The organism is Pseudomonas sp. GW821-FHT10C09 (genome assembly GCF_059415465.1).
On record NZ_JBWKNG010000001.1, the window covers coordinates 321,206 to 338,076 of the forward strand.

Genomic DNA, 16,871 nt, shown 5'->3' on the forward strand with positions numbered 1-16,871 from the left:
ACTAACCCTTGTGGGTTACTCAGGATCTGGGGCGTCCGCCGTTTCTTCACGCTCGCGCAACGGGTCGTCATCCTCGGCATCCGGATGGGTCGTGATGTGGTTCGGGCTCAACGGCTCGGGATGAGTCGGGATCGGGTCGTACCCGCCCTGCTCTTCGCTCGGAAATCTGGGATTGGACATAAGGCACCTCTCAGTGAGTCGTTAACGATGACTCATGACATTCGAGGTGCCGGTTTTGACGCCGTTCCACTTTTCAGTCACCGGTCGTCGGTGACTCGGTACGACGCATCAGGACGATGCCTGCAATTGCTGGACGATCTTGTCCTTGACCAACAAGCGATGTTCCTTGAGTTTCTTCAACTGGTCATCACTGGGCGCATCGGATTTCGCGGTCTCGGCCTTCACCACTTCAGCGTCCGCCTGGGAATATTTGTTGATCAGCGAATCCAGTAACGGATCCTTGGTGCGTCTTTGCTGGATCTCTTCCTTTGATACCTTCAAGTCCTGATACAGGTCATGGTTCACCGGCATGGAACACCTCCGTTTGATGATCGGTAGCAAACGCGATCGATTGCGTTCACCAACTATCAGAATGGCCTTGGTTTGCGCGTTCTGTCGACCACCTGTCAGACCAGCGGTGTCCGTTCGTCGTCCTGTCGCAAATGCGATAAAACCTTTGCTCCGGCGCCAACCTCCACTGAGTAACGATCCACCGGATCGCCTACCCAAACCTGTGTGGAGAATGACCAATGGACGGATTCACCCTGCGCCACCTCGCCCTGGCCGTCGCCTTGAGCAGCAGCATGGGCACGGCATTTGCCGCCACCTCCAATGATTTCGTCGACAAAGCGGCCGCTGGCGGCATTGCCGAGATCGAAACCAGCCGCCTGGCGCTGGAAAAAAGTTCTTCAGCCGACGTCAAGGCGTTCGCCAACATGATGATCACCGATCACTCCAAGGCCAACGATGAACTGGCGGCCCTGGCGAAAAAGAACGACATCGAGGTGCCGGACTCGACGACGCTGGTCAAGCAGGCCAAGGAGAAAATTCTCGACATGCGCGATGAGTCCTTCGACGCGGCGTATGCCAACAACCAGGTAAAAGCCCACGAAGACACCATCGAGCTGTTCAAGAAAGAAGCCAACACCGTGACGGACGACAAGGTCAAAGGCGCCACAGCGTTGAAAGGTTTCGCACAACAAATGCTGCCCGCCCTGGAAAAACACCTAGAAATGGCGAAAAAACTCCAGGCCGCCCACCCCGACAAATAACACCACACAAACCTGTGGCGAGGGAGCTTGCTCCCTCGCCACGATTTGATCTGCGCAGGTGACCCGAAAACAGGTGTGGCGCCTCCCGCATTCCAGTCAAAAAATCGCCGCCTGAAGCAGTGCCGACTAGAGTTACCGGGCAACTTACCGCCGTAACGAAAAAAACCTGGGCAAAACGAACAACTATTTCATTCGGCAAAGGTCATTGACTTCACGCCGGTCGTTTTTCACAGGGAACCGGCAAAGACTCATTCAGGAGCGCAAGGACATGGCAGCACTGCAAATCAGCACACTCGATGCGATGAAAAACAATCAGGCTCAACTGCTTACCGAATGGATCAAGGGACTGGAAGCCAATGGCGCTGCCCGTAACCTTAAAGAACAGGACCTCAAGCAACAAACCGCCGAGTTTCTGCATCTGGTGGTCAGCGGCCTTGAAAAGGGCAACGGGCAGAATGTCGCCGCGCCGGGTTGGGACGAGGCGCGTCAGTACCTCGAAAAACTCTCCCACAGCCGCGCCCTGCTCGGCCAGGACTCCCACCAGACCGCCAGCTTCATCTTCTCGCTCAAAGGCCCGCTGTTCGGCCTGCTGCAAAGCCATTACAAAGACAACCCGGCCGTACTCGCCGAGCAACTTTGGGAAGTCTCCGAATTGCTCGATGCCTTGGGCATGCACACCATTCGCACTTTCCAGAAATCCCGCGAAGCGGTGATCAAGCGTCAGCAGGAAGAACTGCTGGAGCTGTCGACCCCGGTGGTCAAGCTCTGGGACGGCGTTCTGGCGCTGCCGATGATCGGCACCCTGGATTCGCAGCGCACCCAAGTCGTGATGGAATCGCTGCTGCAACGGATCGTCGACACCGGTTCGGAAATCGCCATCATCGACATTACCGGCGTGCCAACCGTCGATACCCTGGTGGCTCAACACCTGCTCAAAACCGTGACGGCCATTCGCCTGATGGGTGCCGACTGCATCATCAGTGGCGTACGTCCGCAGATCGCCCAAACCATCGTGCACCTGGGCCTGGACCTGCAAGGCGTGGTGACCAAGGCCAACCTGGCCGATGCCCTGAAACTGGCCCTGACCCGCCTGGGAATCACCGTCAGCAAGACGGTATAAGCCCATGGATCGAATTCCAATTCTGCAGATGGGCGACTTTCTGCTGGTGACCATCCAGGTCGACATGCACGACCAACTCGCCCTGACCCTTCAGGACGATTTGTCCGAGCGCATCAGCCGGACATCGGCGCGTGGCGTGTTGATCGATATTTCTGCGCTGGATATGGTCGATTCGTTCATTGGCCGGATGATCGGGACCATTTCCGGCCTGTCGAAAATCATGGACGCCGAAACCGTGCTGGTGGGCATGCAGCCGGCGGTAGCGATCACCCTGGTCGAGCTGGGCCTGACCCTGCCCGGCGTCAGCACGGCGTTGAACGTCGAGCGCGGGATGAAATTGCTGCTGGAACGAGTGCACGAACAATGACCCCGCGCAGCAGTGGCACTCATCCCATTCACATTGAGCAGGACGTGGTGCTGGCCCGGCAATTGGCGCGCAAGCTCGCTACCGAATGCGGCATGCGCCTGATCGACCTGACCAAACTGGTGACCGCCGTCAGCGAGCTGGCGCGTAACACCATGGTCTACGGCGGCGGTGGCGACATGGACTGGCAAATCATCGACGAAAATTCGCGCGTCGGTCTGCGCCTGACCTTCCGCGACGAGGGCCCGGGCATTCCCGACATCAAACTGGCGATGACCGACGGCTGGACCTCCGGCAGCGGCCTCGGGCTGGGCCTGACCGGGGCCAAACGGTTGGTCGATGAGTTCGAACTGGACACCGCGCCCGGCCAGGGCACTCGCATAACGATCACCCGATGGACATGAACATAACAGGCACCCTGACCGAGGTGCTGATGATCGAAGACAGCAGCCAGATCGGTCACGCCCGGCGCACCGCGCAAAAACTCGCCGAAACAATCGGCTTTGACGCCACCGATGCCGGGCGCGTGGCGCTGGTGGCCACGGAACTGGCGAGCAACGTGCTCAAGCATGCCACCCGTGGCGAATTGCACCTGCGGACCCTACCGTTTAAAAACGGTCACGGGATCGAGATGCTGGCGGTGGATCGCGCACAGGGCTTTGATGTGCACGCGTGCCTGACGGATGGTTTCTCCACCGGAGGCACACAGGGCATTGGCCTGGGTGCGGTGTCACGTCAGACCGACGTGTTCGATGTATACGCCGATTCAAGGGGCGCCGTTCTATTGGCCCGTTTGTATCCGCGCACCCACAAGGTCGTGGACCTGCGATTGGGCGTCAGCCAGCACTCGCTGGCCAATGACCCGGCGTGCGGTGATGTCTGGCACTTGGCGATTGACGGGCAGAATCTAAGCGTCTTGGTGATTGACGGCCTCGGCCATGGCGAAGAAGCTGAACGCGCCGGCCGTGCCGGTGAAAAAGCCTTCGCGCACGCGCCATTCGCCTCGCCAGTGCTGCTGCTTGAAGACATTCACCAGGCCATGATCGGCACCCGTGGTGGGGCGTTGGCCTTCGCACAGTTCGACGCGCAACTCGACAAGCTGACCTTCACCGGCATCGGTAACATTGGTGCCAGCCTGATCGCAGCGGACAAGTCCCGTGGCCTGGCGTCCCATCCCGGCATCGTTGGCGGCCAGTATCGAAAAGCCCAACCCTTTGACTATGCTCACGTGAATGGACATCTACTGATCATGTACAGCGACGGCTTGCAGTCCCGATGGAATTTGCATGACTACCCCGGCCTGGTGCACCGGCATCCCGCCGTGATAGCCGCCGTCCTGCACCGCGACTTCTGTCGCGGGCGGGACGATGTGACGGTATTGGTCGTTGCCCTGGAGACCGCCCATGGCTGAGTCACCCACCCTCACGCCCGACGATCCTTCGGCACTGATCGCACGTCTGCAAAGTGAAACTGCAGCCTTGCGCGAGGAGCTCGATGAAACCAATCAAGGCGTGCTCGCGCTGTACGCCGAACTCGACACCCAGGCCGAAGAGTTGCGTCAGGCCTCGGACCTTAAAAGCCGTTTCCTGTCGTACATGAGTCATGAATTTCGCACGCCCCTGGGCTCGATCCTGAGCATTGCCAGCCTGTTGAGCGATGAACTCGATGGCCCACTGAGCCCCGAGCAACACAAGCAGGTGACCTTCGTCAGCACCGCCGCGCGGGAGTTGAGCGACATGGTCGACGATTTGCTCGACCTGGCGAAAATCGAGGCCGGGCGCATCACCATTTCCCCGGCGTGGTTCGACATGTTCGACTTGTTCTCCGCCCTGCGCGGCATGTTTCGCCCGATTGTCGACGCCAGCGCCGTGGACCTGATCTTCGAAGAACCGGTGGGTTTGCCGCGCCTGTACACCGATGACAAGAAGCTCGCGCAAATCCTGCGCAACTTCATTTCCAATTCGCTGAAGTTCACCACGCGCGGTGAAGTGCGAGTGTCGGCCCGGCTCCAAGGCATCGACCACGTGCGCTTCGCCGTCAGCGACACCGGAATTGGTATCGCTGCCGAGCTACATGGCGCATTGTTCGAGGACTTCTCCCAAGTCGATTCGCCCTTGCAAAAGCGCTTGCGCGGCACCGGCCTGGGATTGTCGCTGTGCAAACGCTTCGCCGCGTTGCTGGGCGGCGAAGTCGGGGTCGAGAGTACACCGGGGGTCGGTTCGACCTTCTTCGTGATCATCCCGCTGGCCATCGCCATGGAGCCTGCCGATGAAACGTGACATCCGCCTGCTGATCGTCGACGACAACGTTGCGACGCGCTATGCCTTGCGCCGGCGCCTGGAAGCTCACGGTTACCTGGTGCTGGAGGCCGGGACCGGTGGCGATGGCCTGGCGCTGATCGACAGCGAAACCATCGACGCGCTGATCCTGGACGTCAACCTGCCGGACATGAGTGGCTTCGACATCGTGCGCAAGCTGCGCTCCGAGGCTGCCACCGCGCTGCTGCCGGTGATTCACGTATCGGCCGCCTCGATCCAGACCGGCGACATCATCACCGGCCTCGATGCCGGGGCCGATGCCTACCTGATCCACCCCGTGGACCCGGACGTGTTGCTGGCCACGCTGCGCACCCTGCTGCGGGTGCGCGACACTGAAAACGCCCTGCGTGAAAGCGAGGCGCGGTTCCGCGAGATTTTCGTCAACGTGTCGGCACCGATCGCGGTGCTGGACGCGGATTTCAAAGTGCACGAATGCAACCACGCTTTTTCCCGATTGATTCAGGACAATGTTGACCCGGATACGCTGGGTGAATGCTTCGCCGAGGACCAGGAAGCGGTGATCGAGGAACTGCGCCTGCGCCTGATCGCGGGCGAGCGCTGGAAAGGCATTTTGAACATGCGCGTGGAAGGCGAGTTGCGCGAAACCGAGTGGCAGATTTCGCCGTACCGTACACCGGGTTTGAGCCTGGTGTTCGTCGAAGACGTCACCGAACACCGCCATCGCGAACGCTCGCACCTGGCCCGACTCGACGACGCCACTTCACAACTGGAACGTGAAATCGCCGAGCGCGTGCGCACCGAAGCCCAGTTGCTGCAAGTGCAGAAAATGGACGCGTTGGGCAAGTTGACCGGCGGCATCGCCCATGACTTCAACAACCTGCTGACCGGCATCATCACCAGCCTGGAGCTGATCCAGAAACGCGTCGCCGATTCTCGCACCGACAAGGTTGCGTTCTATGCCGATGCGGCGTTGAACTCGGCCATGAGCGCCGCCGCCCTGACCCATCGCCTGCTGGCTTTCGCCCGTCAGCAACCGCTGGATACGCGGCCGGTGGACATCAACGAACACATTCGCTCCCTCGAAGAATTGCTGGTGCGCACCATCGGCGAACACATTGCGCTGAAACTCGAGCTGACTTCCAAAGCCGCAATCGCACTGGTCGACCCGATCCAGCTGGAAAGCGCCGTGCTCAACCTGGTGATCAACGCCCGCGATGCCTTGCCGCAAGGCGGGAACATCTGGGTCAGCACCTATGCGGCGTACTCCCACGGCGACCTGAAACTGGCGGATGGCGCCTACGTTGCACTGTCGGTTCGAGATGACGGTACCGGCATCGAGCACAGTGTGATCGACAAGGTGTTCGACCCGTTTTTCACCACCAAGCCGCTGGGCCAGGGCACCGGTCTGGGACTATCGAGTATTTACGGTTTCGCCCGGCAATCAGGCGGCGATGCGCACATCCGCAGCGTGGCCCGACGCGGCACCGAAGTGACCATCATGCTGCCAGCCAGTTCGGACCCGACCACGGCCGATGTCGTCTCAGAGACGGTGGATCAACAAGGCTCGGGTGAACATGTGCTGATTGTCGAGGACATGCCTTCGGTGCGCATGTTCGTCGCCGAGGTGCTGGTGGATGCGGGTTATCGCTGCACTCAGGCGGGCGATATCGAGGCGGCCCTGGAGCGCCTGCAGAACGATCCGTCGATCGATCTGATGCTGACGGACGTTGGCCTGCCGCGCATGAACGGCCGCGAATTGGCGGATGTAGCGCGAGGGTGGCGGGAGGGATTGCCGATCCTGTTCATGACCGGTTATGCGGAAAACGCGATCAACCGCCAAGTGTTCCTCGGGGACGGCATGGAAATGTTGATCAAGCCGTTCCAGATCAGTGAATTGCTGGACAAGGTCAGACGCACACTCGGTTACGCCTGACAGACCGCCTTCGCGAGCAGGCTCGCTCCCACAGCCAACCACATTCCAATGTGGGAGCGAGCCTGCTCGCGAAGAGGCCAGCAAAAACAACCCATCAACCCCTGCCCAGCTCATCCCCCACAGCCAACCGCATTCCAATGTGTGCGAGCCTGCTCGCGAAGACGTCCGAAAGTACGACGCATCCCTCAAGCCAATCACAACCCCGACTTCAACCGGCTGAACGCCCGAATCAACGCCCGATTAAACACCTTCCCATTGTCATTCTTGCTATACAACGAAGCCCTCACCTGCGCCGACGGATACGTCCCCGGATCATCACGAATCGCCGGATCAACCAGCCCGTCCGCCGCCGTAATCGCATTGGCGTAGTGAATGGTGTCCGTGATCGGGGCGATCACTTCTGGTGTCATCAGGTAATCCATCAACGCCAGCCCCGCCTCGGGGTGTGGCGCATCCTTGGGAATGACCATGGCGTCAAACCAGATCAACGTGCCTTCCTTGGGTATCCGGTACTTCAGCGTGAACGGTTTCTTCGCCGCCTCGGCCTGCCCCGCCGCGATGGCCACGTTGCCGTTCCACGACATCGCCACGCAGGTGTTGCCGTTGGCCAGGTCGCTGATATTCAGGTCATTGTCGAAGTAGCGAATATACGGGCGGATCTTCGCCAATTGCTGTTCAGCGAGCTTCAGGTCATCGAGGTTCTGGCGGTTGATGTCCAGGCCCATGTACTTCATGACCGCCGCGAACACTTCGTTGGGATCGTTGAGCAAGCTGACCCCGCAATCGGCAAATTTCGACACCACCGCCGGGTCGAACAGCATCGCCCAACTGTCCCGTGGCGCGTCGGGCAGGCGCTGCTTCACCGCTTCTTCCTGGTAACCGACACCAGTGGTGCCCCAGGCATAGATGCCGGCGTAACGGTTGCCCGGATCGAACACCGCCATGTGCTGGCGGAACTCCTCGCCGACGCCTTGAAAGTGCGGCGTTTGCTTGCGGTCCAGCGTCTGGATCGCACCGCTCTGGATCGCGCGGGACAAATGCTGCCCCGCCGTCAACACCAGGTCATAACCGCTGCGACCGGTGAGCAATTTGGTCTCGACGGTTTCCAGTGAATCAAAGTGATCGGCAACCACATGAATGCCGGTTTGTTTTTCGAAATTGGTCAGGGTATCCGGTGCCAGATACTCGCCCCAGATGTACAGGTTGACCACCGGTTTGGCGGTGTCGGCGGCCTGCACACACAGGGGTGCAAGCACCAGCATTAACGCTTGAGTCAGTTTGTGCAGGCCCATGTTCATACTCCCTTTTTGTGGCTGGCAGGCGCGGCGTATTGAGGCATGGTGATGCACGCCACGTTGCCGCCACCGAGGAGGATTTCCCGGGAGTTTTCGATGCCGACGATTTTGTGCTGCGGGAACAGTTCGGCGAGGGTCGCCATGGCCGCCTGATCGTTGCGATCACCAAACAGCGGCACCACAATCGAGGTGTTGCCGGCGTAGTAGTTGATGTACGACGCGCAGATTTGCGTCCCGGCCTGACGCGTGTGCGTGCTGTCTTGCTGATCCAGGCCCTAGGCTTCTTCGGCGGTCCACTCCAATACGTCCGGTTGGGGCAGTTTGTGCACGATCAACTCTCGGCCACGGCTGTCGCGGGTGCTGCGCAGGATGTCGTAGGCCTCCTGATAGATTTCCCACTGCGGATCATCGCGGTTGTCGGTCCATTGCAGCACCACTTCGCCGGGGCGCACGAAGCACGCGAGGTCATCGACGTGGCCGTCGGTTTCGTCGAATTTGCAGCCCCGAGGCAGCCAGATAATTTGCTCGGCACCGAGGTAATCGGTCAGGCGCCGCGTGACTTCTTCTTTGCCCAGATGCTGGTTGCGATTGCGGTTGAGCAGGCATTGTTCGGTGGTGAGGATGCTGCCCTGGCCGTCACTCTGGATGCCGCCCAGTTCGGCGATCAGCGGTGCGCGATAGCGGTCGAAGCGTTCGATTTCGAGGATTTTGCTGGCGATCTGATCGTCCTTGTCCCACGGGTAGTACAAACCACCGTCGAGACCGCCGTAAGCGTTGAATTCAAAGTCGACGCCGCGCACTTCGCCGCGGTGGTCATTGACCACGAAGCACGGCCCGCTGTCGCGGAACCAGGTGTCGTTGCAGGTCATCTCCACTACGCGCACTTGCGGCGGCAACTGGCGGCGGGCAGTGGCGAACTGCGCGGCTGAGGCGCAAACGGTGACCGGTTCGCTGTGCGAGATCGCCGTGACGATTTGCACCCAGACTTTCTGCGCAGGCTTGGCACCGTTGCGCCAGACGTCGGTGCGCTCCGGCCAGCCGAGCCAGCAACCGGACTTGGTTTCGAATTCGCCGGGCAAACGGAAACCGTCTTGCTTGGGGGTGGAATCGAGCAAACGTGCCATGGTCAAACCTCATCAGCGGGGGTTGGAATGACCACAGGCTAAGGTCGCTGGCGCCGTCCTCGCCAACGATGATTATTTCGGAATAGTTGAATTCAACTCATCAATCGATCAACTGATCGTTGAACCATTCCAGCATCTGCGCCACCGCCGGACGCTCCAGCCGCACCCGCTCGCACACCAGCGCGTATTGGCCGAGGGCAGTCATGCTCGAGGTGAAAGGCCGGACCAGGCGCCCGCTGAGCAGATCTTCCTGCGCCGTCAGGTTATCGCCCATGGCCACGCCCTGCCCTTGGGCCGCGGCTTCCAGCGCGAGGCCGGCGTGAGCGAAATACAGCTGCCGTTCGGGGCGTTGATCACCGGCATGACTGGTCAGCCAGGCGGTCCAGGTCTTGCCGTCCTGATCGTCGTGCAGCAGGCAATGCCGCGCCAGATCCTTCGGCGTTTTCAATGTGCCCTGATTGAACAGGCCGGGGCTGCACACCGGGAAGAACTGCAACGCCGGCAAGGGCCTGACGAAGTACGCACTGCTGTCCACCGGACCGGTGCCGTAGGTGATCGCCAGGTCGATGTCTTCACCCGGCGCCGTGCCGTCAATCGGTTGCTCGTACAGGTGCAAGGTGATGTGCGGATAACGCGCATAGAAATCCGTGAGCCGGCTCATCAGCCACTTTTGCGCCAGCTCGGCGGTAACAGCGAGGCGCAACACCGCCAGCGATGACGGATCGCGCAGCTCATCGCAGGCATCGCCGATCAGTTCGAAGGCTTGCTGCAGGCTTTGCATCAGTCGGCCGGCGGCCATGGTCGGGCGAATCTGTCGGCCTTCGCGGATGAACAGCGAAACGCCGAGGTGTTCTTCGAGTTGGCGGATTTGATGGCTGACGGCGCTGTCGGTGACGCACAACTCGGCGGCGGCCCGGCCGAAGTGCGCGTGACGGGCGGCGCATTCGAAGGTTCGCAGGGCGGCCAGAGAGGGTAGTCGTCGCATGAGTTCGGACCGGGTGATGGGGGCGTCCATGCTGCCTTGGCCATTCGCGGGCGTCCAGCGGGACCGCGTTATCGTTCATCGCGAGCAAGCTCGGCTCCCACAGGGGGTTTGTGAACACCGAAGATCCAATGTGGGAGCGAGCCTGCTCGCGAAGGGGCCAGCACATTCACCACAGATCCACCGCCCCATCACCCTCCCTTATCCACCATGACTTCCCTCCAGACCCGGCGCATGTTGGTGCCTCAACCGGAGGGATTCGCCATGCTTGACGCACTCAAACAGATCAACTCAACCTCAGCCTTCAACCGCTGGGCCGGATTCGAAGTGACCCATGCCGCCAGCGGTGAAGCCGAGGTGACCATGGCTTTTCGCGACACCGATATGGCGCAATATGCAGGCTTCCTGCACGCTGGCCTGATCGGCGCGCTGCTCGACACCGCGTGCGGTTTTGCCGCTGGCACGGTCGCCGGCAACGTGCTGGCCTCACACTTTTCGGTCAACTGCCTGGCACCAGCCGTCGGTGAAGTGTTCATCGCGCGCGGCCGGGTGGTGAAGGCCGGCAAGAAACAGGTATTCGCCCGCGCCGAGCTGTTTGCCCAGAGCGGTGATCAACTCAAACTGGTGGCGACGGGTGATGCGATTCTGGTGCCGGTCTAGTCTGTCTGGATAAACCCCAGACCGGTCGGAGGTTGCCATGCAACTCGAAGGTTCCTGCCATTGCGGTGCGGTGTCGTTCAGTTTGAACAGCGCCCACCCCTACCCTTATCAGCGTTGCTATTGCTCGATCTGCCGCAAGACCCAGGGCGGTGGCGGGTTCGCGATCAACCTCGGCGGCGATGCCGGGAGCCTCAAGGTACGCGGTCGCAAACACATCGCGATCTACCATGCGCGCATGAAGGACGAAGGCGATAAACGTGCGCACAGCAGCACTGCCGAGCGGCATTTCTGCTCGCTGTGCGGGACGGGACTGTGGCTGTTCAGCCCTGAATGGCCGGAGCTGATCCACCCGTTTGCCTCCGCCATCGACACCCCGCTGCCGGTACCACCGGAGCACACGCACTTGATGCTCGGTTCAAAAGCACCGTGGGTGGAGGTTGATGTGCATGCGGGGGATCAGCAGTTCGAGGTGTATCCCGAGGAGTCCATCGCCGACTGGCATGAACGGCTGGGATTAAGCCGCTAAGCCATTTCAAATTGGTGGTGTTGCTGATGGCCCCTTCGCGAGCAGGCTCGCTCCCACATTGGGAATGCGTTCCCCCTGTGGGAGCGAGCCTGCTCGCGAAGGTTTTACGTTTTGAACGCTTGCCGCTGAAAAAGCATCACGCCGCAGCAGGCACACCGCTGTGGAAACGGAATTCCACGTCCGGTGACTCGATCAGTTCCTGCTCGGCCGCGCGCACCTTGTCGATCACTTGGGCGATGTCCTTGGCGTCGCCGTACTGGTAAGCCAGCTTCAGGTAACCCTGGAAATGCCGGGCTTCGCTTTTCAGCAGGCCGAAGTAGAACTTGCCCAGTTCTTCGTCCAGATGCGGTACCAGCGCTTCGAAACGCTCGCAGCTTCGGGCTTCGATGAAGGCGCCCACCACCAGCGTATCCACCAGTTTCACCGGCTCATGGCTGCGTACCACTTTGCGCAGGCCCGAGGCGTAGCGCCCGGCGGACAACTGGCGCAGCTCGATCTTGCGCTTTTTCATCAGGCGCATGACTTGCTCGTGGTGCACCAGTTCTTCCCGGGCCAGGCGCGACATCAGGTTGATCAGGTCGACGTGGGAGTGATACTTGGCAATCAGGCTCAGCGCCGTGCTGGCGGCCTTGAATTCGCAGTTCTTGTGGTCGATCAGCAAGGTTTCCTGATCGGCCAGTGCGGCCTGCACCCAGCCGTCAGGGGTACGGCAGCCGAGGAACTCGTGAATTTCGGGAAGGATCATGGGGCTCACGGATAAATGGTCAAAACGAAGGGCGCCGATTATACCGGCCTGCCGGCAGACCACCAGTCGCCAACCGTTGATATGCATCAAGTACCTGGTTGGCGAGCAGCAACTATAGTTGTGCAACGCCGTGCTTTTTAGCCGTTTATGGAGATCCCGATCATGCAAGCCATTCGCAGCATCCTGGTGGTCATCGAACCCGAACACTCGGAGAGCCTGGCGCTCAAACGGGCCAAACTGATTGCCGGAGTGACTCAGGCGCAGTTGCATCTGCTGGTGTGCGACCGCAAGCATGATCACAGTGGCATGTTGGGCGTGCTCAAGGCAGCCTTGTTGGCGGACGGCTTTAGCGTCACCACCGAACAGGCCTGGAATGACAGCCTGCACCAAACCATCATTGACGTGCAGCAGGCCGAAGGCTGTGGGCTGGTGGTCAAGCAGCATTACCCGGACAGTTCGCTGAAAAAGGCGCTGCTGACCCCGGATGACTGGAAGCTGCTGCGTGAATGCCCGACGCCGGTGCTGCTGGTAAAAACGGCCGGTTCCTGGAAAGACAAAGTCATTCTGGCTGCCATTGATGTGGGCAACACCGACCTCGAACATCGCCACTTGCACAACACTATCGTCGATCACGGCTATGACATCGCCAGTTTGGCCAAGGCGCATCTGCACGTGATCAGTGCGCATCCCTCGCCGATGCTGTCGTCGGCCGATCCGACCTTCCAGCTCAAGGAAACCATCGAGGCGCGCTATCGCGAACAGTGCAAGTCATTCCAGGCTGAATTCGACATCGACGATGCGCATTTGCACATCGAGGAAGGTCCGGCGGATGTGTTGATTCCGTTCATGGTGCACAAGCTGCAGGCAGCGGTGACCGTGATCGGCACCGTGGCGCGGTCGGGGTTGTCGGGGGCATTGATCGGGAATACGGCGGAAGTGGTGCTGGATTCGGTGGAGAGTGATGTGTTGGTGCTCAAGCCGCAGGAGATTGAGGATCACCTTGAGGAATTGGCTCAGCATTGAGATGGGCGGTGTCGGCACTGACGCCTTCGCGAGCAGGCTCGCTCCCACAAGGGATTTATGAACACTGGAGATCCAGTGTGGGAGCGAGCCTGCTCGCGAAGCTTTTAGGCGCCGAAGGCGTCTTTTAAGAAACCGGGTGCGATGTACCGCTGGTAATGCGCCTCGGACAGCAAAAAGAATTCCCGATCAATGGCATCACGCAATTCCGGCAAATTCCAGTCACGAAACTCCGGCATCAGCACCATCCCGTACGCCTCCAGGTTATTGATCACCCGCGCCCCACGGGCAATCAGCTGATACGCCCAGCAATACTCCGACTGATGTGGCACAAAGCGAATCTTGCGTTGCTCCAGTTGCAGACGCAGGCGCTGTGAGTCGAAAACCTCCAGCTTGCTGGCCATCACCTGGGACAGCAATTGCTCAAGACGCAGCCATACCGCGCGCTTCTCCTCCTCGTTGTAACCATTCCAGTTGATCACTTCATGGTGGAAACGCTTGCAGCCACGGCACACCAAGTCACCGTAAACAGTGGAGCAGAGGCCGACGCAGGGGGTCTTGATGGTCTGATTGGGCATAGGTAGGCAAAACACGGGAAAGCAGAACAGGTCGGCATGTTAGCCCTTTGTCTAACATTCATCACCCCTCAAAGTTCAGGGGCTAACTTACGTTTATATTTTTTTTGCCGTAGAATCAGCCAGCCTTTTAAGGCGCCAATGTCCGTTAGAAGCTGTTTTCAAAGCGTCACGAGCACAGTCGTTCCTTCAGAGCGGTGTTGGCGAAGGGTTTTTCCAGCGGGGAAAAGTCCAACGCCAACCCTCATCAGCTCCCGTTCTGCAGGCGTAAAACTTTGAAAGCAGCTTCTGTAAGGAATTGTCGGTAATTCTGGCTAAGTGGCCCACAACGCCACGCAGCGCATGAGTACGGCAATTTCGGGATGAGCGTCCCGGACACCCATTTGGGACCACTGATGAGGGTAATAACTGTGCTTGAAGCCTACCGCAAACATATCGAAGAGCGTGCAGCACTGGGTATCGTTCCCCAGCCGCTTAACGCCGAACAAACTGCAGGCCTGATCGAGCTGCTGAAGAATCCTCCGGCTGGCGAAGAAGCTTTCCTCGTTGACCTGATCACCAATCGCGTTCCACCTGGCGTGGACGAAGCAGCCTATGTAAAGGCCGGCTTCCTGTCCGCCCTCGCCAAAGGCGAAGCCAAATCCCCTCTGATCGACAAGAAACGCGCTGTAGAACTGCTCGGCACCATGCAGGGCGGCTACAACATCGTGACCCTGGTCAACCTGCTGGACGACGCCGAACTGGCGCCAGTGGCTGCCAAAGAACTCAAGCACACTCTGCTGATGTTCGATGCCTTCCACGACGTCGCTGAACGCGCCAAGAACGGTAACGTTCACGCACAAGGCGTGCTGCAATCCTGGGCTGACGGCGAGTGGTTCAAGAACCGCCCGGTATTGGCCGACAAGATCAGCCTGCGCGTGTTCAAGGTCACCGGCGAAACCAACACCGACGACCTGTCCCCTGCTCCGGACGCCTGGTCCCGCCCGGACATCCCGCTGCACGCCCTGGCCATGCTGAAAATGGCTCGCGACGGCATCGTGCCGGACGTACAAGGCTCCATCGGTCCGATGAAGCAGATCGAAGAAATGCGCAACAGCGGCTTCCCGATCGCCTACGTCGGTGACGTGGTCGGTACCGGTTCGTCGCGTAAATCCGCCACCAACTCGGTGCTGTGGTTCTTCGGCGACGACGTGCCTTTCGTGCCGAACAAGCGCGCTGGCGGTTTCTGCTTCGGCAGCAAAATTGCCCCGATCTTCTACAACACCATGGAAGATGCCGGCGCCCTGCCAATCGAATTTGATGTGACCAACATCAACATGGGCGACGTGATCGACCTGTACCCGCACGCTGGCAAAGTCTGCAAGCACGGTACCGACGAAGTCATCACTACCTTCGAAATGAAGACCCCGGTGCTGTTGGACGAAGTCCGTGCCGGCGGTCGTATTCCGCTGATCATCGGCCGTGGCCTGACCGACAAGGCTCGCGCCGAACTGGGTCTGCCAGCGTTCGACCTGTTCAAGAAACCGGATGCCCCGATCGAAAGCACCAAAGGTTTCACCCTGGCGCAGAAAATGGTCGGCAAGGCGTGCGGCGTAGCCGGTGTGCGTCCAGGCACCTACTGCGAACCGAAGATGACCACCGTCGGCTCCCAGGACACCACCGGTCCAATGACCCGTGATGAACTGAAAGACCTGGCGTGCCTGGGCTTCTCCGCTGATCTGGTGATGCAGTCGTTCTGCCACACTGCGGCTTACCCTAAGCCGATCGACGTGACCACCCACCACACCCTGCCGGACTTCATCATGACCCGCGGCGGCGTTTCCCTGCGTCCGGGCGACGGCATCATCCACAGCTGGCTGAACCGTATGCTGCTGCCGGACACCGTCGGCACCGGTGGTGACTCGCACACCCGTTTCCCGATGGGCATTTCGTTCCCGGCCGGTTCCGGTCTGGTTGCGTTTGCTGCAGCCACCGGCGTTATGCCGCTGGACATGCCGGAATCGATCCTGGTGCGCTTCAAAGGCAAGATGCAACCGGGCGTCACCCTGCGTGACCTGGTTCACGCCATTCCTTACTTCGCGATTCAGGCTGGCCTGTTGACCGTTGAGAAGAAAGGCAAGAAGAACGCTTTCTCCGGCCGCATCCTCGAAATCGAAGGCCTGGACAACCTGAGCATCGAACAGGCTTTCGAGCTGTCCGACGCCTCGGCCGAACGTTCGGCTGCCGGTTGCACCATCAAGCTGTCGAAAGAGTCGATCACCGAGTACCTGAGCTCCAACATCACCCTGCTGCGCTGGATGATCGGCGAAGGCTACGGCGATGCACGTACTCTGGAACGTCGTGCTCAAGCGATGGAAGCCTGGATCGCCAACCCTGAGCTGATGGTTGCCGATGCTGACGCCGAATACGCTGAAATCATCGAGATCGACCTGGCCGACATCAAAGAGCCTGTGCTCTGCGCGCCAAACGATCCGGACGACGCCCGTCTGCTGTCCAGCGTTGCTGGCGAGAAGATCGACGAAGTGTTCATCGGTTCGTGCATGACCAACATCGGTCACTTCCGCGCTGCCGGTAAGCTGCTGGATCAGGTCAAGGGTCAGCTTCCAACCCGTCTGTGGCTGTCGCCGCCGACCAAAATGGACGCTCACCAACTGACCGAAGAAGGCTACTACGGCATCTACGGCAAGGCCGGCGCGCGCATGGAAATGCCGGGCTGCTCGCTGTGCATGGGTAACCAGGCACGTGTGGAGCCGAACGCCACTGTGGTGTCGACGTCGACCCGTAACTTCCCGAACCGTCTGGGTGACGGCGCGAACGTCTACCTGGCTTCGGCTGAGCTGGCGTCCGTGGCTTCCATCCTGGGTCGCCTGCCGACCGTCGAGGAGTACATGGAATACGCTGGCAAGATCGACAGCATGGCGGCCGATGTCTACCGCTACCTGTCCTTCGACCAGATCGCCGAGTTCCGTGAAGCTGC

The 16,871-nt window shown here is 60.0% G+C and carries 17 protein-coding genes and 1 pseudogene; 11 read left to right on the forward strand and 7 right to left on the reverse strand.

Translation table 11 applies throughout. The features are described 5' to 3' along the window. Positions 1-15: 15 nt before the first annotated feature. Entirely contained in the window at positions 16-180 is a 165-nt protein-coding gene (locus tag AC07N8_RS01385) for a hypothetical protein (RefSeq protein WP_483842425.1), read from the reverse strand. Between the two features lie 108 nt (positions 181-288). Beyond that, a complete protein-coding gene (locus AC07N8_RS01390; RefSeq protein ID WP_027923752.1) occupies positions 289-531 on the reverse strand; it encodes a DUF465 domain-containing protein in 243 nt (80 codons plus the stop codon). A 218-nt stretch (positions 532-749) separates the two neighbouring features. Between AC07N8_RS01390 and AC07N8_RS01395 the strand changes: the two genes are divergently transcribed. The 7 genes from AC07N8_RS01395 (at position 750) to AC07N8_RS01425 (ending at position 6,967) form a co-directional block, all read left to right on the forward strand. Further along, the gene (locus AC07N8_RS01395) at positions 750-1,271 is read left to right on the forward strand and encodes a DUF4142 domain-containing protein (protein ID WP_483842426.1); all 522 of its coding nucleotides are present in this window, start codon (positions 750-752) and stop codon (positions 1,269-1,271) included. A 268-nt stretch (positions 1,272-1,539) separates the two neighbouring features. Then, positions 1,540-2,391 (forward strand): STAS domain-containing protein, encoded by an 852-nt coding sequence (locus AC07N8_RS01400; RefSeq protein ID WP_483842427.1) that lies wholly within the window; start codon positions 1,540-1,542, stop codon positions 2,389-2,391. A 4-nt stretch (positions 2,392-2,395) separates the two neighbouring features. Beyond that, positions 2,396-2,758, forward strand: coding sequence for an STAS domain-containing protein (locus AC07N8_RS01405; RefSeq protein ID WP_493141982.1), 363 nt, complete (start codon positions 2,396-2,398; stop codon positions 2,756-2,758). After that, on the forward strand, positions 2,755-3,159 hold the full coding sequence (locus AC07N8_RS01410; RefSeq protein ID WP_483842429.1) for an anti-sigma regulatory factor: 405 nt from the start codon (positions 2,755-2,757) through the stop codon (positions 3,157-3,159). The genes AC07N8_RS01405 and AC07N8_RS01410 overlap by 4 nt, the downstream gene beginning before the upstream one ends. Further along, positions 3,156-4,166 (forward strand): ATP-binding protein, encoded by a 1,011-nt coding sequence (locus AC07N8_RS01415; RefSeq protein ID WP_493142006.1) that lies wholly within the window; start codon positions 3,156-3,158, stop codon positions 4,164-4,166. Before AC07N8_RS01410 ends, AC07N8_RS01415 begins: the two co-directional genes overlap by 4 nt. Next, positions 4,159-5,034 carry a sensor histidine kinase gene (locus AC07N8_RS01420; protein ID WP_493141984.1) on the forward strand — a complete coding sequence of 292 codons (876 nt, stop codon included), beginning with the start codon at positions 4,159-4,161 and terminating at the stop codon, positions 5,032-5,034. The genes AC07N8_RS01415 and AC07N8_RS01420 overlap by 8 nt, the downstream gene beginning before the upstream one ends. Further along, positions 5,024-6,967, forward strand: coding sequence for a response regulator (locus AC07N8_RS01425; RefSeq protein WP_493141986.1), 1,944 nt, complete (start codon positions 5,024-5,026; stop codon positions 6,965-6,967). Before AC07N8_RS01420 ends, AC07N8_RS01425 begins: the two co-directional genes overlap by 11 nt. Before the next feature lie 194 nt (positions 6,968-7,161). Here the strand turns inward: AC07N8_RS01425 and AC07N8_RS01430 are convergent, their stop codons facing one another. From AC07N8_RS01430 to AC07N8_RS01440, 3 genes and pseudogenes are all read right to left on the reverse strand, one after another. Further along, the gene (locus AC07N8_RS01430) at positions 7,162-8,259 is read right to left on the reverse strand and encodes an extracellular solute-binding protein (RefSeq protein WP_493147205.1); all 1,098 of its coding nucleotides are present in this window, start codon (positions 8,257-8,259) and stop codon (positions 7,162-7,164) included. A gap of 2 nt (positions 8,260-8,261) precedes the next feature. Continuing rightward, positions 8,262-9,386: pseudogene (gene aguA, locus AC07N8_RS01435) on the reverse strand (agmatine deiminase). A 100-nt stretch (positions 9,387-9,486) separates the two neighbouring features. Continuing rightward, positions 9,487-10,371 carry a LysR substrate-binding domain-containing protein gene (locus tag AC07N8_RS01440; RefSeq protein ID WP_046032072.1) on the reverse strand — a complete coding sequence of 295 codons (885 nt, stop codon included), beginning with the start codon at positions 10,369-10,371 and terminating at the stop codon, positions 9,487-9,489. A 261-nt stretch (positions 10,372-10,632) separates the two neighbouring features. On the opposite strand from AC07N8_RS01440, the gene AC07N8_RS01445 reads away from it, so the two are divergent. After that, the gene (locus AC07N8_RS01445; RefSeq protein WP_493147208.1) at positions 10,633-11,028 is read left to right on the forward strand and encodes a PaaI family thioesterase; all 396 of its coding nucleotides are present in this window, start codon (positions 10,633-10,635) and stop codon (positions 11,026-11,028) included. A 37-nt stretch (positions 11,029-11,065) separates the two neighbouring features. After that, a complete protein-coding gene (locus tag AC07N8_RS01450) occupies positions 11,066-11,554 on the forward strand; it encodes a GFA family protein (RefSeq protein WP_493147210.1) in 489 nt (162 codons plus the stop codon). A gap of 136 nt (positions 11,555-11,690) precedes the next feature. Here AC07N8_RS01450 and AC07N8_RS01455 read toward each other — a convergent pair whose 3' ends face one another. Next, positions 11,691-12,299, reverse strand: a complete 609-nt coding sequence (locus AC07N8_RS01455; RefSeq protein WP_046032069.1) for a MiaE family protein — start codon at positions 12,297-12,299, stop codon at positions 11,691-11,693. Positions 12,300-12,461: 162 nt separating this feature from the next. Here AC07N8_RS01455 and AC07N8_RS01460 point away from each other — a divergent pair, with 162 nt between their 5' ends. Next, the gene (locus tag AC07N8_RS01460; protein WP_493147213.1) at positions 12,462-13,322 is read left to right on the forward strand and encodes a universal stress protein; all 861 of its coding nucleotides are present in this window, start codon (positions 12,462-12,464) and stop codon (positions 13,320-13,322) included. 104 nt (positions 13,323-13,426) lie between these two features. Here the strand turns inward: AC07N8_RS01460 and AC07N8_RS01465 are convergent, their stop codons facing one another. Further along, on the reverse strand, positions 13,427-13,897 hold the full coding sequence (locus tag AC07N8_RS01465) for a DUF1289 domain-containing protein (RefSeq protein ID WP_265045023.1): 471 nt from the start codon (positions 13,895-13,897) through the stop codon (positions 13,427-13,429). A gap of 407 nt (positions 13,898-14,304) precedes the next feature. Here AC07N8_RS01465 and acnB point away from each other — a divergent pair. Beyond that, positions 14,305-16,871, forward strand: a 2,567-nt coding sequence (gene acnB / locus AC07N8_RS01470) for a bifunctional aconitate hydratase 2/2-methylisocitrate dehydratase (protein ID WP_493147215.1), incomplete at its 3' end; no start/stop codon positions are given.